Here is a 21,067-nt window from a genome sequence, read left to right as displayed (position 1 = left end):
CGGGCGGATCCGCTCCTGATCATCCGAACGGGCGATCACCCCACCTCCACATCCAGCCCCTCCAGCCCCCGGATCACGAAGTTCGGCTTCCGCTGCGGCTCCGCCGCCAGGCTCAGCGTCGGTGCCTGCTCCAGCAGGGCCGTCATCGAGGCCGCCAGTTCGATACGGGCCAGCGGCGCGCCGATGCAGTAGTGGATACCGGCGCTGAAGGAGATGTGCGGGTTGTCGCGGCGGGTCAGGTCGAGGTCGCCGGGGTTCCGGAAGACGGCCGGGTCGTGGTTGGCGGAGCCGAAGAGCATGGCGATCTCGGCGCCCCGGGGGATGGTCGTCCCGTCGATCTCGACGTCGTCCAGCACCCAGCGTTCGAAGAGCTGGAGCGGGGTGTCGTAGCGCATCAGCTCCTCGATCGCGGTGGGGACCAGGGAGTGGTCGGCGCGCAGGGCGGCGAGCTGGGCGGGGTTGCGGAAGAGCGCGTACCAGCCGTTGACCGTGGCGTTGACGGTCGCCTCGTGCCCGGCGTTGAGGAGCAGCACGGCGGTGGAGATCATCTCCTGCTCGGTGAGCCGGTCGCCCTCGTCGTGCGCCTCGATGAGCCCGGAGATCAGGTCGTCGCCGGGCTCCCTGCGCCGCTCGGCGATCAGCTCCCGCAGGTAGTCGGAGAACTCCACGGAGGCCCGGACCGCCTTCGCGGCCGTGTCCTCGGACGGGTTCAGCTCGTACATCCCGCAGATCTCCGCCGACCAGGGACGCAGCGGGGCGCGGTCCGCCTCCGGGATGCCGAGCATCTCGGCGATGACGGCGACGGGGAGCGGTTCGGCGACGTCGGCGAGCAGGTCGCCGCCGCCCCGCCGGACCAGGCCGTCGACCAGCTCGGCCGCGAGTCTCGCCACGTACGGCTTGAGCCGCTCGACCGTGCGCGGGGTGAACGCCTTCGACACCAGGCGGCGGATGCGGGTGTGGTCCGGCGGTTCGAGGTCGAGCATGCCGTGGTCGTTGAGCGTGTGGAACGGCTCGTGCTCCGGCGCGGGCGCACCGCGCCCGAAGTCCTCGTGCGTGAACCGGTGCTGGTACGTCCGCCCCAGCCGCCGGTCCCGCAGCAGCGCCGAGACGTCGGCGTGGTGCGGAACCAGCCACTGGTTCGTGGGCTCGAAGTACTGCACCCGGCCCCGGGCGCGGAGCGCGGCGTACGCGGGGTACGGGTCGGCCAGGAAGTCCGGGTCCCAGGGGTCGAAGGCTGCCATGGACGGACGTTAGACCGCCGGTCCCGGCCCTGACCAGGGGTGTCCGGAGGGAGAGCGGTCGACTGTGCGTACGTATGGTGCGAACCGGCAGCAAAAACCCCCAGCGCATATAAAATGACGGCAGCACGGCGGGTTTCCGCCACGGGGGCCGGGGGGTCGCTTGCCCGCATCAGACGGTGGACAGCGCAAGGACGCGAGAGAACCCACTTTCCAGGAGCGCATCGACGCGCTGTGCGTGTCGGTCGGGGACGGCACCCAGCGGGTGGATCTCAACTCCCTCTGGGAACTCGTCGAGTCCGATCCGGAGCAGACCGCGGCGACCTGCAAGTGGTGCGTGCGCAGGGCCGTCGAGCGGGGCCGCAGCCGGCACGGCTACGCACAGGTCGCGCTGACGCTGGCCCAGCTCTACGAGAGCATCTTCGACGACGACACCCTGACCGTCTGGGTCACGGACGAGTTCGAGCGGGCCGGCGTCACCGTGCGGCAGCCCCGCATGGCCGTCCTCGACCGGGAGACCGGCGACCTGTCCAGCCCCGACGACCAGCCAGACGACCGTCCCGTGATGCTCAACATCGAGCGGCGGCTGATCGACTCCGGGGACATCTACCCGCTCGTCGCGTTCTTCTCCCACCACCCCGACGGTGCGGACCGGGAACAGCTGCGCCGGCTCCGCGAGCACCGGTGCCGGGTGATGCTCACGTTCGACATACCGACGACCGACCCCAGGGAGGTGTGGGAGGTTCCGGAGGTGCGGGCCTACGTCGCCCTGCTCGCCGAGCGGATGCCGTACCTCCCCTACTACTTCCTGCCGCGCGAGTTCGGCACGCTCTTCACCTGGCTGGCCTGCCTGGCCCCGCCGGAGGCCAGAGCCGGCAGCGGCGTCCAGCTCCTGCATCCCGACGTCCTGCTGCACGCGGCCCTGGCGTACCACTACACCTGGCGCTTCGCGCGGTGGCTCGGCGACGACGCCGACGCGACGGTGGGAGACGTGTTCTCGACGCTGCCCGCGGAGTACATGCCGTACGTCCGGGAGATGCACCGCCGCCTGGAGGAGCAGCTCGGCGATGCCCTCTGACGGCAGCTACCCGTACGCCGACGGCGTCGAGATCGTGTCGGCGGTGCTGGACGGGCAGCTGGCCAGGACCGACGCGACGGAGCTGCTGCGGCGCCCCCTGGACTCGGCGGCCCACCTGCACCTGCGGCACGCCGAGGTGGTACGGCTCGGGGAGCTGATCGAGCAGGCACCGAGCATCGAACGGGCCCGCGCGCTCACCGAACTCACCGCCGTGGCCGCCGAGTTCCTGGGGTCCGAGGCGCGCGGGCGGGCCCTGGGCCAGGGAGCGGCCCGGCTCCTCGATCTCAAGGCGCCCGAGACCGCTCTGACGCTCCTCGACGAGGCCCGGGAGCTGCTGGCCGGCGACGGCCTCCTCGCGCTGGAGGCCGGGAAGCTCCGGCTGCGGGCCCTGTGCGACCTCGACCGCCGTGCGGACTTCGAACGCGATCTGCCGGCGTTCCTGGCGGAGGCGGAGCGCCACGGCAGCGGCGCCGATCTCTGCATGGTCCTGTACGACCGGGCGCAGCTGGCGGCCCGGTCCGGGGACACCGTGAGCGCGCTCACGAGCGCGCGCGAGGCCCGCCGTATCCGGGCGGCGGTCGCCGCGCAGGACAGCGGCTACGTCCGCAGCCCCGCCTCGTTCGCGCTCCAGCACGGCATGATCGCCCGGCAGGGCGGACGGTTCGAGGAGGCGTTCGGCGCCCTGGAGGACATGCGGAGCCTCGCGCTCGCGGCCGGGCAGGAACCGGCGGCGGCCTGGGCCCTCAGCGAGCTGGGCATCACCTGGGACCTGTTCGGAGACGCCCGGCGGGCCGCGGAGCTCCTGGAGCGGGCGGCCACCGAGGCCGAGCGGATCGGGCGTCGGGTCTGGGCCGACCACTGGCGGCACCGGACCCCCGACCAGCCGCGGTACGGCGACGACGAGGAGTCGGCCTCCTGGCACCGCGCGTCGTCCATCATGCTCACGGCGCCCGACCGGGCCGCGGACGCCGTCCCCCTGTTGCGCGCGGCGATCGCCACGGCGCGCGACGCCCACCAGCCGGACCTCGAAGCGGACGCCCGCAACCAGCTCGCCGCCGCGCTCCAGCAGTGCGGGCGGCCGGAGCAGGCACAGCTGGCGCTGCGGGCGGCCATCGCCACCACCCGGCGCTCCGGCGACCTCCTGCGCGAGCTCCGCTATGTCACCAACCTCGCCCGCCACCTCATGTTCGAGGACGACGTCGAGGACGCGCAGCAGGAGATCGCGGCCGCCCTCGAACTCGGCGAACGGCTGCGCGCGGACGCGGCCGCCGTCGAACTCAGCCAGAACGTGGCCATCACGCTCGCCCGCGCCTACGACACCGCGATCCTCATCGCCGCCGCCGTGCACAAGGTCGGGCTCGGCGCGGCCGACGCGGCGTACGCCGACCTCGCGCGCCGGCAGCCCGAAGCGCTGCTGGAGATGGGCCAGCGGGCCCGTGCCGCCACGATGACCGAGGCACTGCGCGTCGGGCAGATCGTGGAGCGCCATGCGGACGCGGCCCCGGCGCTGGTGCCGGCCATGCTGGAGCTGCGCACCGCGGAAGCCGCCGTACAGCTGGCGGCCGCGCGGTCCGGGAACCTGGCACCGGCGCTCTCGGCACGGGACCGGTCGGCGGCACGGCTGACCGCCGCCGCGGGTGCCGCCGGGGTGTCCCTGACTGTGGGTTCCGAGCCGGTGCCGGCCGCCCAACTCGCCGCCGCGCTGCGGCCGGACGAGGTCCTCGTGGACCTGCTCACCGTCCCGGAAGGCGTGGTCGTCACCTGCCTCACCCCGGCCGGGCGGTCCGGGGTCGAACTCGTGCTGTGGCCCGAGGAGGACCGGCGCGGCATGCTGCTGCGGCTCAAGCGCGCCTACCGGGAGCGGCTGGGCGCCCACCCCGACGACCTGGCGGAGACCCGGCTGCTGCTCCGGTCCGCCCTGGCCGACCTGGACACCGCGCTGCTGGACGCGGTGCGGGACACCGTACGGCGGGTGTCCCCCGACCCGCCCCGGCGGATGCTGGTCAGTCCGGAGAACGAGCTGTTCCATCTGCCGTACTGGCGGCTGTCGGACCGGCTGGACGGCTGCGTCGTGAGCATCCTGCCCACCCCGGGCGCCCTGCCGCTGCTGCGGGCGCGCCGGCGCGACGGGCGGCGCCCGTGGGTGTCGGTGGGCGATCCGTCGGGCACGCTGCGCCATGCCGGCCTGGACCTCTCCCCCGCGCTGGACTACCGGCCGTGCCCGCCGGAGACCGGGGCCCTGCTGAGCACGCTGCCCGGCGCGGGCCGCGTCCACTTCGCCTGCCACGGGAGCTTCGACGAGGACAACTCGCAGCTGTCGGGGCTGGAGGTGCTGCCCGCCCCGGACCCGGCAGCCGATCCCCTCGCCGCGCCCCCGGACGACGGCTCCGGAGCCCCGGGCCGCTTCACGGTGGCGCAGATATCCGGCCGGCTGCACCTGCCGCACTGTGCCCTGGTGGTCCTCTCCGCCTGCACCTCGGGCCTGCCCCGGCTGCACCCGGCGAGCGAGTTCACCGGCCTGCCCGGGGCGTTCCTGATGTCCGGCACGCGCAACGTCGTCGCCTCCCTGTGGCCGGCGAGCGACGCGGCAGCGGCCCTGCTGATGCGCGCCTTCTACGCCGCGCTGGACGACGATCCGTCGGCCGCCCCGTCCGCCGCCCCGTCCGCCGCCCCGTCGGCCGCCCCGTCCGCCGCCCCGTCCGCCGCCCCGTCGGCCGCCCCGTCCGCCGCCCCGTCCGCCGCCCTGGCCGCGGCGCGGCGGCGGCTGGCCGGGACGAGCCGCGCCGAGGCGGCGGAGCTGCTGGGCACCGGCGAACTCCCGCCCTTCGACCCGCCGTTCGCAGAGACCGTGTTCACCGACTGCTTCCAGCACTACGGAGTCGACTGATGACCGACCCCTCCCGCGCGTTCATCCGTGCCCTGGCCGGTGTGTGGGGCCCGGACTACTGGGTCACCTGGCATCCCTCGTCCCGACGGTCCCTCGGCACCGTCGGCCCGGCCAGGTATCCCGGAATCGTCCCCGTCGACACGCTCCCGGACAGCGCCGTCGAGCCGCCCGAGGTGACACCGGCCGACCGCTCCACCCTGACCTGGAACACGGAGGGGGCCGTCCGGGTCACCTTCCAGGGGACGGCGGAGGCCGCCGACCCGGCCGGTGCCCTCGCGGACGTCCGGGCGGGCGCGGTCGTGGAGTTCACCCGCAAGAACGCCCTCCTCGTCGTCTACCGCGGACTGACCGAGACCCGGCTCGCCGACCAGCCGCGCCTGGCGAGGGAACTGGTCAGGCGCTACTGGGCCGGTGACTGGGACCCCGACTGGTGTGTCGTCAGCCATCTGGTGACGGCGAGGTCCGGCACCGTTCTCATGGCGGCCGACAAGGGCGCCACGGTCGAGCTCGGCGCGAGCGGCTCGGCCGCCGCCGGGCCCGTCTCGCTGGCCGATCTGGCCACGCAGGTCCGCGCCACCAGGTCCGCCGCGTTGCAGTGCGAGCTGGTCGGGGAGCGGCTGACCCCGTTCTACCGGGTGCTCCGGCTGCGCCGCAGGTTCCTCCGCGGCGTCGAGGCCGAGTACGGGGCCCGCGGCCTGCGGACCCCGGCCGGCCGTCCGGCCGAGGTACCGCCGGGCCTCCTCCACGAGGTCGAGAGCGCGCCGGAGGCGGCCCTGGAACACCCGGCCCAGCCGGCGCCCCCTCCGGACGAGGAGGCGGGCGCCGGGTGACACGGCGGGGCGGGCTCAGGCGGCGGGCAGGTTCCAGTACTGCCAGGCGTACGGGCCGCAGTTGCGGAGGTTGATACCCGCGTGCTCGCTCGGGTCACCGCTGTTCTGGATGCTCAGGCACTGGTTGTTGACCTCGGTGCGCAGCCAGTTGCCGTCCTTGTACCAGCGCTGGTTGGCCAGCCCGTGGCAGTCGCCGACCACCTGCGCGGCGGCGTTGACCTCCCCGTTCCGCACGTCGAGACAGTGCTGCTCGGCGCCGTTGACGAGTTTCTTGCCCGACCAGTACCAGAGCTGGTTGCCGGTACCGGCGTTGCAGGTCTGCACCTCGACGTTGTCGCCGTTGGAGGCGAGGCACTTGCCGTTGAGGTGCGTCGTGATCTGGAAGTACTGCGGCACCGCGGTCGCCTGGACGGGCAGGGCGGAGACGAGCAGGGGGACAGCGGTCAGCGCGAGCACGGCGATGCCGCGCTCCAGGTGCTTGATCATGATCATTGGTGTAGCGGCGCCCCGCATCCCGCCAACAGGCTGCGAGCTGGGGCTTCACCCGATTGGCGGAGCGGTTTCACCGGGCCCTGGGTGATCGACGGAGCGTGTTTCTGCTCCAGCAGCTTTCGGCGGGGGCAGTAGCTTGCCGACTCCGAGCCCGGAAACCGTCCGGGCCCACGGAACGGAGGACCGCCGATGCCCCGGGAAGCGCCGTACCTGACCGCGGCCGAGGCGCTGCGCGCACGGCTCGCCGCGGGTGAGTGGCGGCTCGGCGAGCGGCTGCCGTCCCGGGCCCGGCTCGCCGAGGAGTACGGCGTCGGACGCAACGTCGTGCAGCGGGCGGTGGACCTGCTGATCGCCGAGGGGTTCCTGGAAGGCCGGGCGGGCTCGGGCACCTACGTCCGCCCACCGCACGAGCGACTGCGGATGGTCCGCTCCCGGCGCCGCGAACGCTCGCTCGCCGCCCGCACGGAGCGGGGCCGGGCGGGTGCCTGGGACGCACACAGCGAGGCCCGGGTCCCGGCCCCCGGGCACATCGCCGAACGGCTGGCCGTCACCCCCGGGGCCCCCTGCGTCCGCACGCACTACGAGTTCCTCGCCGACGGCCGGCCCGTCCAGCTCTCCGAGTCCTGGGAACCGTTGGCCCTCACGGGCGGCACCCCGGTCGTCCTGCCCGAGCGGGGACCGCTGGCCGGCCAGGGGGTGGTCGCGCGGATGCGGTCCATCGGCGTGGAGGTCGCGACGGTGGTCGAAGTGCCCCGCCCGGCCCGCGCCACCCGGGCCCAGGCGAACCTGCTCGGCATCGGCGCCGGTGACCTCGTCCTCCGGATCGAGCGGACCATCTACGACACCGGCGGCCGTCCGGTGGAAACCGCGGACCTGATCATCCCGGACGCCCGCCGGGAGGTCGTCTACGAGTTCGAAGCGGACCGCTAGTGCCCTCCCGGCCCGGACTGCTGCACGACCCGGACTTCCGCCGCCTGCTCACCGCCACCGCCCTCGGCCAACTCGGCGACCGCATCCTCTTCCTGGCGTTTCCGCTGGTCGCGATCACGGCCCTGGACGCCTCCGCGTTCCGGGTCGGCCTGCTCACCGCGGCGACCACGGCCGGCTCACTCCTGGTCGGACTGCCGGCGGGCGCCTGGGTGGACCGGATGCGGAAAAGACCGGTGCTGATCGCCACCGACCTCACCCGGGCGCTGGTCCTGCTGACGGTGCCGGTGGTCTGGTGGGCGGGCCGCCTCACCTTCTGGTGGCTGTGTGCCGTCGCCCTGGTCCACGGCGTGCTGACCGTCTTCTTCGACGTCGCCCACGTCAGCTACCTGCCGGGGCTGGTGGGCCGGGCCCGTCTGGTCGAGGGCAACGCCCGGCTCTCCGCGGTCCGCTCGGTGACGAGCATCAGCGGGCCGGCGGTGGCGGGACCGCTGGCCGGGCTGGCCGGTGCCCCCGCCACGGTGCTGGCGAGTTCGCTGGGGATGGCCCTGTCGGGCCTGCTGGCGACCGGCATCCGCAGGCCGGAGGAGCGCCCTGCGGCACGCGAACACCCCCGGCTGGGGCGGGACATCAAGGAGGGCCTGCGGTTCGTCCTCGGGCATGCCGCCCTGCGCGCCATCGTCCTCGGGGACGCGATGTTCAACCTCTTCCTGGTCATGTACCAGGCCATGCTGCTGGTCCACCTGGACCGGGTGATCGGGCTCTCGTCCTTCGGCGTCGGCCTGGTCCTGTCCGGGATGGGGTGCGGTGCCCTGCTGGGCGCCCTGCTGGCGACCAGGGCCACGCGACGGCTCGGCACCGGCCCGGTCATCTGGCTCGCCCCGCTGGCCACGTGCCCGCTGACCGCGCTGATGCCGCTGGCCCGGCCCGGCTGGAGCGTGACCGTGGCCGCGGCCGGACTGGCGGCGCTCTCCCTGGGCGGGGTCGTCCGCGTGGTGGCCCAGTCGAGCCTGCAGCAGACGCTGACACCGGACCACCTCCTGGGCCGCATGAGCGCGACCGCCCGCTTCGTCTCCTGGGGCGGCGTCCCCCTCGGCGGCCTCCTCGGCGGCGCCTCGGGCACCCTCTTCGGAGCGACGACCACGCTGTGGATCGGCGCGACCGGAATGACCCTGAGCGCCCTCCCGAACCTCCTCACTCTCCCGAGACGGCCTTGAGGTGCGCGACGAGGGCGGCGAAGGCGGGGGCGGGGAAGGTGAGGGGGGCGCGGGTGGGGGCTTTGGAGTCGCGGACGGCTATTCGAGGGGGGAGGGGGGCGATTTCCACGCAGGTGTCGCCGTCACCTCCGCTGGAGTACGACGACTTCCGCCAGTGCATTCACAGTTCCTTCGCCACCCGGTGAATGAGGTCCCGTGACGCCGCCGGATCCAGGGACGCGCTCTTCACCTGGCGAAACAGGGTGCGCAGCTTTTCCAACTGCGCCTCTGCGTCGCAGAAGCCGGCGCCGGTGGGCGAGTCACGCAGCCCGGTGTCCAACCTGGGCACAGGACCGCCCAAGTACATCATCGAAGCTCCGGCTCCGGCGAAGCCCTCGTACTCGACGGGGATGACACGCACCGTGGCATGGCCCGCATCGATCTGGTCCAGGACATGGCGGAGTTGGGTGAGGGACGCCCGGCGATCCGACACATGGACCCGCAGGGCGAACTCGTGGATGACCGTCTCGTACGGAGTGGGGTCGTCCCCTTCGATGACGACCCGCCGCTTCAGCCGATGCTCCACACGGGAGGCCACCTCACTCTCGGGCAACTCGGGACGCATGTACGTGTAGACCGCGCGGGCGTAGTCGGCGGTCTGCAGCAGGCCGGGGATGAGCATGATGACGACCTCGCGCAGGAACGTCGCGTGGTGCTCGGCTTCGGCGGTGTCGAGGAACACCGGGGGAAGCACGTTCCGGTACTCCTCCCACCAGCCGCGCGTGCGGTCGGTCGCCATCGTCACCAACGCGTCGATCAACGCCTCGTCCATACAGGCATAGTGCGCAGCGAGGCGACGCACCCGTTCCTCGCTGACACCCGCGAAGCCCAGTTCCATCTGGCTCATCTGGGCCGAGGTCGAATTCAGCACCCCGGCCACCTCGCGAGCCTTCAGTCCGGCCGCCTCGCGCAGTCGCCGCAGCTCCGTGCCCAAGCGCACCTGCCGTGCGGTGGCATGGCCCCTCAGCGGCATCCACCCTCCTGCCCTCAACGCCCTTGTCGGTGAGCCCCTTTCGAGTGCCAGATTACGCCAGCAGGTTGCAGCGGCAATAATTGTTGCCATACCGTCAGTGACGCGACGCACACGCTGCGGAACTCCGGGACCCCGGAAGCGCACCGCTCCGCCCTGCCACGGCGGCTGCGGCAATGCCACCGCCCGACGACCGCAACCCCCCACCACCCGAACGGAGTTCACGCATGCCCGAAAGCGACTCCTGGGAGTACTCCCTCTACCTCCCCAACGACCCCCGAGCCGTCCCGATCTGCCGCCGTACCCTGCGGCTGATCCTCACGATGCACGACCTGATCACGCTGGTCGACACGGCGGAACTGCTCGCGGCGGAGCTGGTCACCAACGCCGTACGGCACACGAAGGGCCCGGTGGCCCTGCGGGTGCGCTGGGCGGGCGGGGTGCTGCGAGTGGGCGCGTGGGACGCGGATCCCGAGCCTCCCGTCCTTCCCGGCGAGTCGAAGGTGCCCGCCGAGGGCGACGAAGCGGACGGCGGCAGAGGACTGCCACTCGTCCGGGCCTGCTCCGACCTGTGGGGGTGGCAGCCGCTGTCGCGGTTCGGGAACCGGGGCAAGTACGTGTGGTGTGACCTTGTCGCGGCGTAGCTCGTTGATCGTCACGACATATGGGAAGGAGAACCGATGGTGAGCTCGTCGCACGAGGGCCTGCACCAGCTCTGCCAGAAGGACCCGGCGGGTTTCACCCGCACCCTCCAGCGTGTGCTGCGCATCCGATCCCGGAACCGCGTGACTTCGCGGTGCTGAACGCGGATCTGACGGAGATCGAACCGGTCGAGCGGCGGGTGGACACGCTGTTACGGGTGGAGTCGGAGGAAGGCACGTATCTGCTGGTCGTCGGGTCCCAGGGAAAGCGGGACAACGGCAAGCGGAGCAGCTGGGCGTACTACCTCAGCTACCTCCACGCCAAGTACGGCTGGGAGCCCGTGCTGATCGTCCTGACCCAGAGCGCGTCCACGGCCCGCTGGGCGGCGCGGCCCATTCGGCTCGGGCTGCCCGGGTGGCACTCGCTCACCGTGCGGCCGCTCGTGCTGGGTCCGGAGAACGTCCCGCTGATCACCGACGAGGCGGAGGCCTCGCGGGACGTGTTCCTCACGGCGTTCTCGGCGATGACGCATGGTAAGGGTCCCCGCGCCGCTGCCATACTGAAGCCACTGGCGGCAGCCTTGGAGACCACTGATACCGAGAGCGCGGGAATGCTCGCGCAGTTCGTCGAATCGTGCCTGGTCGATGCGGAAGCCAGGCAGACGTGGAAGGAGCTGATGATGGCGGTCCACTACTTCTTCCGGCATGAGGTCGCCGAGAAGGTCCGCGAAGAAGGCCGGGAAGAAGGCCGCGAGGAAGGCCGGGCCCAGGCCAAGGCCGAGATGGTGCTGCAGATCCTGGACTGGCGGGGCCTCGTGGTGCCGGATGCCCTGCGGGAGCATGTGCTGGCCTGTACCGACGCGGAGCAGCTCGAGAGCTGGGCGCAGCAGGCGGTCCACGCGCACGAGGCGGCGGACCTGCTCGCCGAAGACGTCGGCTGACCGCGCCGTCACCGGTTCAACCGACCGAACGGAGCCGGGTCCTGGCCCGAGCCAGCACCCGGCCGGCGCTCGGGGTCAGGACGTGTAACGCCGGTCCGCCAGGGACTGCTGCGGGCGGTCGGTGGGGGGCCAGGGGTGGGCCGCGGGGGCGGCGGGGGCGAGTTGGTCAGGGGTGGTCCAGTCGCGTTGGCCGCCCACGACCTCCGGGTCGAACATGACGACGGCCGCTGCCAGGATCAGGGCCGCCACCGGGCCGGCCAGCATGACCAGGAGGAAGGCGAGCAGGCTCGTCGAGGACTGGCCGCCCGTCTGTGTCTGGGCGACGTGGACGCTCACCGCGGCCATGCCGGTGTAGTGCATGGTCGCGACGGCCGCGCCCATCACCAGGCTTGCGCCCACGGTGGCCCAGACCGCGCTGATCGACACCGCCGCCCAGAGCGCGGCGGTCGCGGCGACCACGGCGATCACCACGGAGAGGACGACGACCGTGGTGTCGTAGTGCACGGTGCCGCCGGTGTTCATGGCGGTCATGCCGAGGTAGTGCATCGCCGCCACACCGAGACCGGTGAGGACGCCCGCGGTGCCCAGGGTGGCCGGGCCCGAACCCCGGTAGCCGACCAGGAAGACGCCGACGGCGACCACCGCGATACAGACGACGAGGCTCAGCACCGTCCGGCCCGCGTCGTAGCTGACCAGGGCGCCGTCCACGCTGAAGCCGATCATCGCGATGAAGTGCATGGTCCAGATGCCGCAGCCGAGGGAGACCGCACCCAGGGCGAGCCAGCCAAAACGTTTCTCTCCACGGCCCCGGCCGATCGAACGGGTCGTGCAGCGCAGGGCCAGCACGGCGCCCAGGCAGGCCATCAGGTAGGCGGCTATCGGGGTGACCAGGCCGTAATGGAATTCGGACACGTCAGCGGTCATCGCGGCAACTTTCTTCACGCGAAACAGGGACGGTGGGGAGGGGGGACGAGAGACAGCTGAAACCAGCCACCTGGCTGGTTCCTTCACCATTCAAACACAACTGGAGCACGCTGTATCCACACCTGTACCGCCCGCGATCGAATCGCAACAACGACTGTGCGCGACGACTGTGCACAACGCCTGTGCACGTGGCATGTGCGTTCCCTGTGCTACCCCGGCGTCACCAGCCGTGCCTCGTAGGCGAACACCGCCGCCTGGGTACGGTCCCTGAGACCCAGCTTCACCAGGATCCGGCTGACGTGGGTCTTCACGGTCGACTCGGCCACCACCAGCCGCTCGGCCATCTCCGCGTTGGACAGGCCCTGGGCGATGAGGACCAGGACCTCCGTCTCGCGGTCCGTGAGGTCGCCGTAGGCGGCGTGGGCCGTGGGCATCAGGCGCGGGATGTCGGAGAGCCTGGAGAACTCCGTGATCAGGCGCCTGGTGACCGAGGGCGCCAGGAGGGCCTCGCCCGCGGCCACCACCCGGACGCCGTCGGCGAGCTGACGGGCCGAGGCGTCCTTGAGGAGGAAGCCGGAGGCCCCGGCGCGCAGGGCCTGGTACACGTACTCGTCGAGGTCGAACGTGGTCAGGACCAGGACCTTGGACGTCGCGTCGGCGGCCACTATCTCCCGCGTCGCCTCGATGCCGTTCAGCTCGGGCATGCGGATGTCCATCAGGACCACGTCCGGGGCGAGTTCCCGGACCCGGTCCACCGCCTGACGGCCGTTGACGGCCTCGCCGACGACCTCGATGTCCGGCATCGCGTTCAGCAGGACCGAGAAGCCCTCGCGCACCATCATCTGGTCGTCCGCGATCACCACGCGGATGGTGCGCACGGTCATGCGTCACCCCCGGTGGCGGTGGCCGGCAGGAACACCGTCACCTCGTAGCCTCCCTCGGGCGTCGGGGCCGCCGTCATCTGGCCGTTCAGCATGGAGACCCGCTCCTGCATGCCCGTGATGCCGTGGCCGGCGCCGGGGGACGGCTTGACCAGGGCGGGCCGCGGCGGCGGGCCGTTGACCACGCGCAGGCCCAGGCCGCCGATGACGTAGCCGATCTCGACCCGGGCACCCGCTCCCGGCGCATGGCGCAGGGTGTTGCTCAGCGCCTCCTGGACGATCCGGTACGCCGACAGCTCCACGCCCTGCGGGAGTTCACGGACCGCGCCGGTCACCCCCTTGTCGACCACGAGGCCCGCCTCCCGCACGTTGTCGAGCAGCGCGTCCAGATCGGCGAGGGTGGGCTGCGGGGCGTCCGGCGCCTCGTAGTCCTCCGCGCGGACCACGCCCAGCACGCGGCGCAGTTCGGTGAGCGCCGCCACCGCGTTCTCCCGGATCGTGACGAACGCCTTCTCCAGCTCCGGCGGCGGGTTGTCCACCCGGTAGGGAGCGGCCTCCGCCTGGATGGCGACGACGGACATGTGATGGGCGACCACGTCGTGCAGCTCGCGGGCGATCGTCGTGCGCTCTTCGAGGAGCGTGCGCCGGGACCGCTCGTGTGCCGTCACCGTCTGCTGGGCGGTCACCTCCTGCCGGGCCGCGCTGCGTATGTGCCGGACCGTCACGCCCAGCAGGGACAGCGCGGACAGGAACAGCAGCCCCATGGTGTCGGAGTCGAAGTAGTGGCCGCCCCGGAAGCCCGTCTCCGCCATGACCCCGTACACCGCCGTCAGCACCCACATCCAGGCCGCCGTACGCGGCCTGGTGCGTATCGCCACGATGGTGAGCACGAACAGGTGACAGGCGTAACTGCCTGGCAGCCAGGGCCACTCGCTGTCCCAGTCGCTCCCCAGGGCGGCCGCGACCGGTGTCGCCGCCATCGACAGCCAGAACGCGCCGACGGGCCGCACCATGGTCAGCAGGACCGGGGCCAGGGCGAGCAGACCGAGACCCAGGTTGAGCGCCGCGCCGTTCACGCCGCTGTCGGAGGCGATGAGCATCGCGACGAGGCCGCCCGCGCAGATCAGGGCGTGCGGCGCCCAGGCCGCGTACTCCCGCAGCCGGCCGGGGAGCCGGCGGGCGAGGGCGCTGTCGGTGCTCGCCGCGGGCAGCGGGCGGTAGGCGAAGGCGTCGTGGAACAGGTCCTGCCGCAGTCCGCGCAGGGCGTCCATCGCCGCCCGGAACTCCGGACTGCGCGGCTTGTACGGCTCGAACGCGCTGTCCGGCGGCTCCGGCGGCATCGGCTGCGTGTGGGTCGTCTCGGTCACGTACACGACCGTAGGCGCAGGGCCGGGTCGCCGTCGTCACCAGTGAGAAGGGTCCTCGGCCGTCCTTCTCAGGTACTACGGGTACGCCGGCGAGCGGCGGGGAGCGGCGGGGAGCGGCGGGCGGCCAATCGGAGTACACGCGGATTCCGTGAGGGCCTCGGTGCGGGGAGCAGTGCAAGTGAGCAGGTGAGGGCCCACCCAGGCATAGGGGTTGCGCAGGATAAACCGCCTCAAGCGCCACGGGCCGAGGCAACGAGGCGGCAATAAGCTTGCCGTCCAATACGAGACGACCATGCTGGTCGCAGTCCTCAACGAGTGGCTGTGACCAGCACGGATCCGATATGTCCTAGCCGTCGATGTCGAGCACCGTGCCGTACAGCCGGTCCACCTTCATCCGGATTACCACCCGGCGCTCGGCAACCAACTCTTCCAGGAACGCAGTTTCGTCCTCGGGCCTCCCTGCCTTCGGGATCATCCCGAGCAGTTCCCGCCCGACCGCGTCCCCGGGAACAGTCGTGCTCTCAGAGACCACGCTCTCGCCTTCAGCCACGGCAAACGACCACACGTCGCCGCCCGACACGTGCAGCGCCGCACGTGGATTGCGCCGCAGGTGCTGGACTTTGACCCGGTCGGCCGTGGTTGAGAACCGCAAAATGCGCGCTCCGGGATCCCAGCTGTACGCCATGGTTGTGAGGTGGGGGTGGCCACTGCGTTTGATGGTGGCGAGCGTGCCGAACTGCTGCTGGCCAAGCAAGCTGGAGAGGGCTTCGTCGGACAGTGAGCGAGGCGCTGGTCGTTGAGTCATGAAGTGATCAACGTCCTTGGCCGCCCGGCAATTTCATGGACTCCATAAGCCCAACGCCCACTTCTGCCTTCCCAGACCGCCAAGTCGTAACTCATGTCCGCGAGGCTCCTACACCACGTTGACAGCCAGCCGAGACCAGCCGAAGCCGTGGGCCCGGGTGAACCCACGTGCCTCCCCGGGTAATGCCCCACCCTCCGCCGGCGCGTTCCCGACCAGGCGGCCTTCGAATTCTGCGAACCGGCTGGTTTTCGGTCAGTAACCGGAGGGCCGCACCAGCCCGGACTCGTACGCGAACACCGCTGCCTGGGTGCGGTCTCTGAGGCCCAGCTTCACCAGGATGCGGCCCACGTGCGTCTTCACGGTCTGCTCGGCGACGACCAGCCGCTGGGCGATCTCCGCGTTCGACAGGCCCTGCGCGATCAGGGCGAGGACCTCCGTCTCGCGCTCGGTCAGATCGGCGATCCGCGCCTTCAGCGGGGCACGCACCCCGCCCCCGTCCAGCTGGGAGAACTGGGTGATCAGGCGCCGGGTGATGCCGGGCGCGAGCAGCGCGTCGCCGGCGGCCACCACCCGTACCGCCTCCGCCAGTTTGTCCGCGGACGCGTCCTTCAGCAGGAACCCGGACGCGCCGGAGCGCAACGCCTCGTACACGTACTCGTCCAGGTCGAAGGTGGTGAGCACCAGCACCTTGATGTGCGGGTGCGCACCGACGATCCGGCGGGTGGCCTCGATGCCGCCCAGTTCGGGCATGCGGATGTCCATGAGGACGACGTCCGGGCCGAGTTCGGCGACCTTGGCCACCGCGTCCAGGCCGTCCACCGCCTGACCGACCACCTCGATGCCGGGCTGGGCGTTCAGCAGCACGGTGAAGCCCTGCCGGACCATCTGCTGGTCGTCGGCGATGACCACCCGGATGGGGTTGCCGGTGCTGCTCGTCATGCGCGGTCGTCCTTCGGGTCGGGGGCACGGGTGGTACCGGTGGTGGGGTCCGCGGTCCTGCGGGCCAGCAAGCCGGGCGCGGTGGCCGGGATCTCCGCGAAGATCCGGTAGCCGCCGTCCGCCAGGGGGCCCGCCGAGAGCGACCCGCCGAGCATCGTGGCCCGCTCCCGCATGCCGAGCAGCCCGTGCCCGGCGCCCGGCGACGGCGGCGCGGGCCGGGTCGGCCGGGAGTTCGCCACGGACAGCAGGAGTCCGTAGGGGATGTACTCGATCTCGACATGCGCGGTCGCCCCCGGCGCGTGCCGCAGGACGTTGCTCAGCCCCTCCTGCACGATCCTGTACGCCGACAGCTCCACGCCCGACTGCATCGGGCGCCGCTCGCCGTTGATCCTGGTGGTGACGGTCAGACCGGCCGCCCTGGTGTTCTCGACCAGCCTGTCCAGCTGGTCCAGGGTGGGCTGCGGGCTGTGCGGGCCGGTGCCGGGGCCGTCGTCGGGCGCGTCCTCGTCGGGGCTCCCGGAGCGCAGGACGCCCAGCACTCTGCGCAGTTCGGTCAGCGCCTCCAGCGCGTTGTGCCGGATGCCGTCGAGGTTCTCGCGCAGCTCGTCCGGCGGGTTCTCCACCAGGTGCGGGGCGACCTGCGCCTGGATGGAGATGACCGACATGTGGTGGGCGACCACGTCGTGCAGCTCACGCGCGATCCGGCTGCGCTCCTCCAGCAGGGTGCGCCGGGCCCGCTCCTCCGCGGTGAGCGAGGCCTGGCGGCCGAGCTCCGCGCGCGCCTCGCGGCGGCCGCGCAGCGCCGTGCCGAGCGCCACGACGATCACGGCCAGGACGACGGTCACCACCGAGGTCGACTGGTGCGGCGGCGCACCCCAGACGCCGTCGAGCAGCCAGGTGAGCAGCACGGTCACGGCCAGTGCCTCGACGGCCACCCGGGCCCGGACCCGCAGCGCGAGCAGCAGCAGGACCAGCAGCTGCGCGATGATCCCGGCCACGGGCCAGGGCCAGGTGAACCGGACCCCCGGGGTCCTGCCCAGCCCGCCGTGCAGCGCGACGGCGCCCACCAGCATGGCCCCCCACGACATCCACCACGCCGGGACGGGCCGCCACATCGCGAGGAGCACCGCGCCGCCCTGCGCGAGGCCGAGCGGAAAGGCGAGACCGGCGACGAGCTGCCCGTTGTCCTGGAGCTGGGCGATGCCGCCGATGGTGATGCCCAGCGCCGCCAGGCACAGCACGCCGTGCGGCAGCCAGCGCAGCCATACCGAGGGGGGCAGCGGGTCGACGCGGACGGTGCACAGGTCGTCGCGGAGCATCCGCAGCCAGCGCAGCACGCGGCCGGTCCCGATCCACTCCGGCCGCCGGCCCCCCGTCTCCGTCACGGTGATCAGCCTAGACATGGCGGGCTCCCGTCGGCGTCGCCCGGTCGGACGCGGGGCGGGTCCGCACGACGCGCGAGCGGATCCGGGAGCGGCCGCGCTCGTACCCGTGGAACGCCGCCCAGCACAGGCCCAGCATCAGGGCGAAGGCCGGCAGCCAGAGCAGGCGGGCCGCGACCCAGCCGAGGTGGTCGGGGGGTGTGTGGAGGCCGGGCAGGCGGCCGAACAGGAGACCAGTGGCCGTGGTCGCCATGAGGGCCGTCTGGTGCCAGAGGAAGATCGTCATCGCGGAGAGGTTCACGAGGGCGACCGCCGCCCAGGCCGGGGGACGGCGCATCGCACGGCGCAGCCGCTCGCGCAGCAGCAGGGCGAGGCCGCACTGGGCCAGGCCGAAGGTGACGGCGGCCAGGGTGGGCGGGTCGAGGTTGGAGACGGACGCGCCGGGCACGCCGACCATCGACGCCGGGTAGCCCGCCCACGCGACGAGGCCGGCCGTCGCCGCCGTACCGCCGATCAGCAGGACCCACCCGGCGCGCGGGCGGTCCAGTTCGCCGCGGGTCCAGGCGGCGCCCAGGGAGTACGGCACCAGCCAGCCGGCCGCCAGGTTCACCCAGCCGATGCCGGGCGGGGCGCCGAAGCCGAAACGGAGCAGGTCCACATGGAGAACGACGGCCAGCGGCCACAGCGGGTTGAGCCGGGCGACGAGCGGGGTCGCCGCCGTCAGCGCCGCGAAGACCACGAGGAACCAGAGGGGTGACAGGGCGAGTTTGGCGAGGGTGCGGACAGTGGTGAAGTCGGTACCGGACAGCAGGAGCGCGGCGGTCACGATCGTCCAGAGGACGAGGAGCGCGGCGACCGGCCGGGCGAGGCGGGACAGACGGGCCGTCAGCCAGCGGTGGTACGGGGTGTCCTCGGACCGGGCGGTGGCGTAGCTGCGGGTGGCGACGTGGCCGCCGACCAGGAAGAACACGGCCAGGGTCTGGAAGAGCCAGGAGACCGGCGCCAGCCGCGGCAGCTGCTGGAGAGGGCTGCCGGTGTGCAGCTCGCCGCCGTCCGCCACCAGTGCCGTGACCAGCCAGTGCCCCAGGACCACACCGAGGACGGCGACCGCGCGCAGGGCGTCCACGGCGCGGTCCCGGCCGGGCGGGGTGGCGGCGTCGACGCGGAGGGCGAAGTGCCGGACGCGGTGTCGTGCGCGGTCGCGGAGGCGGGGTGTCGGCGGCTTACGCACGGGTGACCTCCCTTGTCTCGCCGAGGACGATCCGGGCGAGGTTGGCCAGGGAGGCCGAGCCCGGGGTGAAGTAGTCGCTGTGGCCGCCGGGGCCCGCCGCGAAGACGCGGGCGCCGAAGGCCGGGGAGACCGGGTCGGTGCCGAAGCCGACGGTTGTGCCGAACAGGCCGGCGCGGACGTGCGGGACCTCGGCTATCCAGTCGGCCGCTCCCCGGGCCGCCCAGACACGGGCGGAGGTGTGCAGGGCCGCGGCCGAGCCGGCGCCGGTACCGGGGCTGCCGACCAGGGCGATGTCGGTGACGCCCAGGCCGGTGAGGGCGGGCGCGGCACGGGCGCAGACCACCGTGCCGTACGAGTGGCACAGCAGGGCGACGGACGCCCGCCCGGGGGCGGTGAGGGTGCGCAGTCCGCCGATGAACTCGCGCAGCAGCGGAGCGGCTTGGCCTGCCCGGCCCGATGTGAGGACGGTGGTGCTGATCGTGGCGGGGGTGCGGTAGCCGAGCCAGGCGACCACGGCGACCCGGGTGCGTCGCCGCCCGTGGTCGTGGGTTCGGTGTTCCCGGGTGAGACGCCGGTACAGGGAGTCGGCCGCCGCGCGGAAGCGGGCGTAGGTGTCGAGCGTGGTGTCCGAGCCGGGGACCAGGACGGCGACGCGCGTCGCGTGCGGCAGATCGCCGAAGACCTCGGTGACCTGGCCGTCGCCTCGGGCGTCGAAGCGGAGGAGGTGACGGGAGGGGGACGCCAGGGCGCGGTCGGCGGCGGCGCGGGAGAGGTCCCCGTCGGCGGCGGCCATGCGGGCGGCCGCGGCGGCGTTCCCGCGGTTGGCCGCGTAGGCGGTGGCGAGGGCGGCCGGGGTGAGACGGGCGGGGAGAGCGGCGGGCGGCGGGGCGGGGATCCCGGGCCGGACGGCCGCGGACAGCGGGAGGACCACGGCGGCGGCGAGGAGGGCGGCGAGAAGAGTCCGGCGCAGCCGCCCCCGCCGACGCCCCCGGTCCGGCCCGTCCCGCTCGCCCTGCCGCCCGTCCTGCCGCCCGTCCTGCCGCTGCCTGGGCGCCCGCAGCTCCCCCGTCACCACCGTCATGGTCGGTCCCCCCGTTCAGTCGCCCGGCCGTCGGGCTGTTCTGATCGGGAAATTACGGACCGGACCGCGTCGTTCGCGTCCCGCCCGGGAGCTCACCTGGGTAGTAGCTCTCAGGTACTACGGGTATGCGGGGGAACGCTCAGGGGCGGCCCGTCACCAGGCCGGCCAGGCCCCCCGGCCGACCGCACTCACCAGCAACCGCACTCACCAGCAACCGCACTCACCAGGCCAGTTGGGCGATCTCCTCCGCCACCACCGCGCAGGCGTCCGCCGCCGGGTCGATGAGGGGGAAGTGGCCGACCTCCTCCAGGAGCGTCAGGCCCACCACCTCGCCCGCCTTGGCCGCCGCGTCCGCGTAGGACTCGGCGACCGCCTGCGGGACGACCACGTCCGTGCGGCCCTGGACCAGGGTGGTCGCGATGCCGGTCGGGAGCAGGAGCGCGGGGTCGGCATACGGCTGGCGGTCGGCGAACTTCTCGTCGCCGCCGAGGAGTTGCAGAGCCGCGTTGCCGCAGACGTCCAGCTTCTCGGCCATCGCGAAGTCCGCGATCGGCGCCAAGGCCACGACACCCCGCAGCGGCGCGGGAGCCGAGGTGCGCCACGCGGCGTCCGCCGGGAGGACGTGCCGTGCCGCCGCCCACAGCGCCAGGTGGCCGCCGGCCGAGTGGCCGGTGAGGACCGTACGGCGCAGGTCCGCCCGCGGGACCGCCTCGCGGACCAGGGCGGGCAGGGCGTCCAGCGCCGCCGCCACGTCGTCGAAGGTGTCCGGCCAGCGGCCCGCCACCGGGGCCGTACCGCCCTGCGCGGGGAGCGTCGTACCGCGCCGGTACTCGACGTTGGCCACCGCGAAACCGCGCCGGGACAGGAAGTCGGCGAACGGGGTGACGTGACCGCGGTCGTACGGGGCACGCCACGCGCCCCCGTGCAGGATCACCACCAGCGGGGCCAGCGGCTCCTCGGTGCGCGGGGCGTAGAAGTCGATCACCTGGTCGGGATGGTCGCCGTAGGCGGCCGTGGCGTCGGGCGCGACGTGCGGGTGCGAGAAGGCCGACTCCTCCTCGGCGGCGGCCCGTGCTGCTGCGTCGTCGTCCGGCATGCTCCAACCTCTCAGCGACGTGATCAATGTGGCGGACCAGGTGGGGAATTCGGCCGTTGGCCGGGACGGTATCAGGCCCGTGACGTGCGGGGACGCGCGGA

At 72.8% G+C, this 21,067-nt stretch carries 19 protein-coding genes and 1 pseudogene; 7 read left to right on the top strand and 13 right to left on the bottom strand.

Translation table 11 applies throughout. The annotated features are described in order from the left end of the window. Window positions 1–35: 35 nt before the first annotated feature. The gene (locus ACIQVL_RS18575) at window positions 36–1,241 is read right to left on the bottom strand and encodes a cytochrome P450 (protein ID WP_403475820.1); all 1,206 of its coding nucleotides are present in this window, start codon (window positions 1,239–1,241) and stop codon (window positions 36–38) included. 160 nt (window positions 1,242–1,401) lie between these two features. Between ACIQVL_RS18575 and ACIQVL_RS18570 the strand changes: the two genes are divergently transcribed. Genes ACIQVL_RS18570 through ACIQVL_RS18560 form a run of 3 tightly spaced genes read left to right on the top strand, consistent with a single transcriptional unit; the run spans window position 1,402 to window position 6,033 of the window. Then, entirely contained in the window at window positions 1,402–2,316 is a 915-nt protein-coding gene (locus ACIQVL_RS18570) for a chlororespiratory reduction 6 domain-containing protein (RefSeq protein ID WP_403475819.1), read from the top strand. Further along, on the top strand, window positions 2,306–5,203 hold the full coding sequence (locus ACIQVL_RS18565; protein WP_403475818.1) for a CHAT domain-containing protein: 2,898 nt from the start codon (window positions 2,306–2,308) through the stop codon (window positions 5,201–5,203). The genes ACIQVL_RS18570 and ACIQVL_RS18565 overlap by 11 nt, the downstream gene beginning before the upstream one ends. Continuing rightward, window positions 5,203–6,033 (top strand): hypothetical protein, encoded by an 831-nt coding sequence (locus ACIQVL_RS18560; RefSeq protein WP_403475817.1) that lies wholly within the window; start codon window positions 5,203–5,205, stop codon window positions 6,031–6,033. The genes ACIQVL_RS18565 and ACIQVL_RS18560 overlap by 1 nt, the downstream gene beginning before the upstream one ends. Window positions 6,034–6,048: 15 nt before the next feature. Here the strand turns inward: ACIQVL_RS18560 and ACIQVL_RS18555 are convergent, their stop codons facing one another. Beyond that, entirely contained in the window at window positions 6,049–6,519 is a 471-nt protein-coding gene (locus tag ACIQVL_RS18555; protein ID WP_403439858.1) for an RICIN domain-containing protein, read from the bottom strand. A 195-nt stretch (window positions 6,520–6,714) separates the two neighbouring features. On the opposite strand from ACIQVL_RS18555, the gene ACIQVL_RS18550 reads away from it, so the two are divergent. Next, window positions 6,715–7,455, top strand: coding sequence for a GntR family transcriptional regulator (locus ACIQVL_RS18550; protein ID WP_403475816.1), 741 nt, complete (start codon window positions 6,715–6,717; stop codon window positions 7,453–7,455). Continuing rightward, window positions 7,455–8,669 carry an MFS transporter gene (locus tag ACIQVL_RS18545; protein ID WP_403475815.1) on the top strand — a complete coding sequence of 405 codons (1,215 nt, stop codon included), beginning with the start codon at window positions 7,455–7,457 and terminating at the stop codon, window positions 8,667–8,669. The genes ACIQVL_RS18550 and ACIQVL_RS18545 overlap by 1 nt, the downstream gene beginning before the upstream one ends. On the opposite strand, the gene ACIQVL_RS18540 is transcribed toward ACIQVL_RS18545, so the two are convergent. Continuing rightward, window positions 8,647–8,829 (bottom strand): DUF397 domain-containing protein, encoded by a 183-nt coding sequence (locus ACIQVL_RS18540; protein WP_403475814.1) that lies wholly within the window; start codon window positions 8,827–8,829, stop codon window positions 8,647–8,649. The two genes, ACIQVL_RS18545 and ACIQVL_RS18540, sit on opposite strands and share 23 nt — an antisense overlap. Then, the gene (locus ACIQVL_RS18535) at window positions 8,830–9,681 is read right to left on the bottom strand and encodes a helix-turn-helix domain-containing protein (RefSeq protein ID WP_403475813.1); all 852 of its coding nucleotides are present in this window, start codon (window positions 9,679–9,681) and stop codon (window positions 8,830–8,832) included. Between the two features lie 224 nt (window positions 9,682–9,905). Between ACIQVL_RS18535 and ACIQVL_RS18530 the strand changes: the two genes are divergently transcribed. Then, window positions 9,906–10,322 (top strand): ATP-binding protein, encoded by a 417-nt coding sequence (locus ACIQVL_RS18530; protein ID WP_403475812.1) that lies wholly within the window; start codon window positions 9,906–9,908, stop codon window positions 10,320–10,322. A gap of 36 nt (window positions 10,323–10,358) precedes the next feature. Then, window positions 10,359–11,260: pseudogene (locus ACIQVL_RS18525) on the top strand (hypothetical protein). Between the two features lie 75 nt (window positions 11,261–11,335). Here ACIQVL_RS18525 and ACIQVL_RS18520 read toward each other — a convergent pair. The 9 genes from ACIQVL_RS18520 to ACIQVL_RS18480 all read right to left on the bottom strand — a co-directional run bounded on the left by ACIQVL_RS18520 (window position 11,336) and on the right by ACIQVL_RS18480 (window position 20,966). Continuing rightward, window positions 11,336–12,184 (bottom strand): MHYT domain-containing protein, encoded by an 849-nt coding sequence (locus tag ACIQVL_RS18520; RefSeq protein ID WP_403475811.1) that lies wholly within the window; start codon window positions 12,182–12,184, stop codon window positions 11,336–11,338. Window positions 12,185–12,393: 209 nt separating this feature from the next. Then, a complete protein-coding gene (locus ACIQVL_RS18515; RefSeq protein WP_403439842.1) occupies window positions 12,394–13,068 on the bottom strand; it encodes a response regulator in 675 nt (224 codons plus the stop codon). Then, window positions 13,065–14,432 (bottom strand): sensor histidine kinase, encoded by a 1,368-nt coding sequence (locus tag ACIQVL_RS18510; RefSeq protein WP_403475810.1) that lies wholly within the window; start codon window positions 14,430–14,432, stop codon window positions 13,065–13,067. Before ACIQVL_RS18510 ends, ACIQVL_RS18515 begins: the two co-directional genes overlap by 4 nt. A 346-nt stretch (window positions 14,433–14,778) precedes the next feature. Continuing rightward, a complete protein-coding gene (locus tag ACIQVL_RS18505; RefSeq protein ID WP_403475809.1) occupies window positions 14,779–15,237 on the bottom strand; it encodes a TIGR03618 family F420-dependent PPOX class oxidoreductase in 459 nt (152 codons plus the stop codon). A 252-nt stretch (window positions 15,238–15,489) separates the two neighbouring features. Beyond that, the gene (locus tag ACIQVL_RS18500) at window positions 15,490–16,176 is read right to left on the bottom strand and encodes a response regulator (protein ID WP_403439839.1); all 687 of its coding nucleotides are present in this window, start codon (window positions 16,174–16,176) and stop codon (window positions 15,490–15,492) included. Beyond that, window positions 16,173–17,579, bottom strand: a complete 1,407-nt coding sequence (locus ACIQVL_RS18495; protein WP_403475808.1) for a sensor histidine kinase — start codon at window positions 17,577–17,579, stop codon at window positions 16,173–16,175. Before ACIQVL_RS18495 ends, ACIQVL_RS18500 begins: the two co-directional genes overlap by 4 nt. After that, window positions 17,572–18,789, bottom strand: a complete 1,218-nt coding sequence (locus ACIQVL_RS18490) for an acyltransferase (protein ID WP_403475807.1) — start codon at window positions 18,787–18,789, stop codon at window positions 17,572–17,574. The genes ACIQVL_RS18495 and ACIQVL_RS18490 overlap by 8 nt, the downstream gene beginning before the upstream one ends. Beyond that, the gene (locus ACIQVL_RS18485) at window positions 18,782–19,870 is read right to left on the bottom strand and encodes an alpha/beta hydrolase (RefSeq protein ID WP_403475806.1); all 1,089 of its coding nucleotides are present in this window, start codon (window positions 19,868–19,870) and stop codon (window positions 18,782–18,784) included. The genes ACIQVL_RS18490 and ACIQVL_RS18485 overlap by 8 nt, the downstream gene beginning before the upstream one ends. A 220-nt stretch (window positions 19,871–20,090) precedes the next feature. Further along, window positions 20,091–20,966 (bottom strand): alpha/beta hydrolase, encoded by an 876-nt coding sequence (locus tag ACIQVL_RS18480; protein WP_403439832.1) that lies wholly within the window; start codon window positions 20,964–20,966, stop codon window positions 20,091–20,093. Between the last annotated feature and the right edge of the window lie 101 nt (window positions 20,967–21,067).

The sequence above is a fragment of the Streptomyces sp. NPDC090499 genome, assembly GCF_044769305.1.
GTDB lineage: Bacteria > Actinomycetota > Actinomycetes > Streptomycetales > Streptomycetaceae > Streptomyces.
This window is presented reverse-complemented; position numbering and strand designations above follow the sequence as displayed.

Excerpts from the sequence above, each read along its gene's own strand:
- ACIQVL_RS18575 (WP_403475820.1), bottom strand. The coding sequence starts at position 1,241 with ATGGCAGCCTTCGACCCCTGGGACCCGGACTTCCTGGCCGACCCGTAC.
- ACIQVL_RS18535 (WP_403475813.1), bottom strand. The coding sequence starts at position 9,681 with ATGCCGCTGAGGGGCCATGCCACCGCACGGCAGGTGCGCTTGGGCACG.
- ACIQVL_RS18520 (WP_403475811.1), bottom strand. The coding sequence starts at position 12,184 with ATGACCGCTGACGTGTCCGAATTCCATTACGGCCTGGTCACCCCGATA.
- ACIQVL_RS18505 (WP_403475809.1), bottom strand. The coding sequence starts at position 15,237 with ATGACTCAACGACCAGCGCCTCGCTCACTGTCCGACGAAGCCCTCTCC.
- ACIQVL_RS18555 (WP_403439858.1), bottom strand. The coding sequence starts at position 6,519 with ATGATCAAGCACCTGGAGCGCGGCATCGCCGTGCTCGCGCTGACCGCT.
- ACIQVL_RS18480 (WP_403439832.1), bottom strand. The coding sequence starts at position 20,966 with ATGCCGGACGACGACGCAGCAGCACGGGCCGCCGCCGAGGAGGAGTCG.
- ACIQVL_RS18540 (WP_403475814.1), bottom strand. The coding sequence starts at position 8,829 with ATGCACTGGCGGAAGTCGTCGTACTCCAGCGGAGGTGACGGCGACACC.
- ACIQVL_RS18495 (WP_403475808.1), bottom strand. The coding sequence starts at position 17,579 with ATGTCTAGGCTGATCACCGTGACGGAGACGGGGGGCCGGCGGCCGGAG.
- ACIQVL_RS18560 (WP_403475817.1), top strand. The coding sequence starts at position 5,203 with ATGACCGACCCCTCCCGCGCGTTCATCCGTGCCCTGGCCGGTGTGTGG.
- ACIQVL_RS18515 (WP_403439842.1), bottom strand. The coding sequence starts at position 13,068 with ATGACCGTGCGCACCATCCGCGTGGTGATCGCGGACGACCAGATGATG.
- ACIQVL_RS18485 (WP_403475806.1), bottom strand. The coding sequence starts at position 19,870 with ATGACGGTGGTGACGGGGGAGCTGCGGGCGCCCAGGCAGCGGCAGGAC.
- ACIQVL_RS18550 (WP_403475816.1), top strand. The coding sequence starts at position 6,715 with ATGCCCCGGGAAGCGCCGTACCTGACCGCGGCCGAGGCGCTGCGCGCA.
- ACIQVL_RS18500 (WP_403439839.1), bottom strand. The coding sequence starts at position 16,176 with ATGACGAGCAGCACCGGCAACCCCATCCGGGTGGTCATCGCCGACGAC.
- ACIQVL_RS18565 (WP_403475818.1), top strand. The coding sequence starts at position 2,306 with ATGCCCTCTGACGGCAGCTACCCGTACGCCGACGGCGTCGAGATCGTG.
- ACIQVL_RS18530 (WP_403475812.1), top strand. The coding sequence starts at position 9,906 with ATGCCCGAAAGCGACTCCTGGGAGTACTCCCTCTACCTCCCCAACGAC.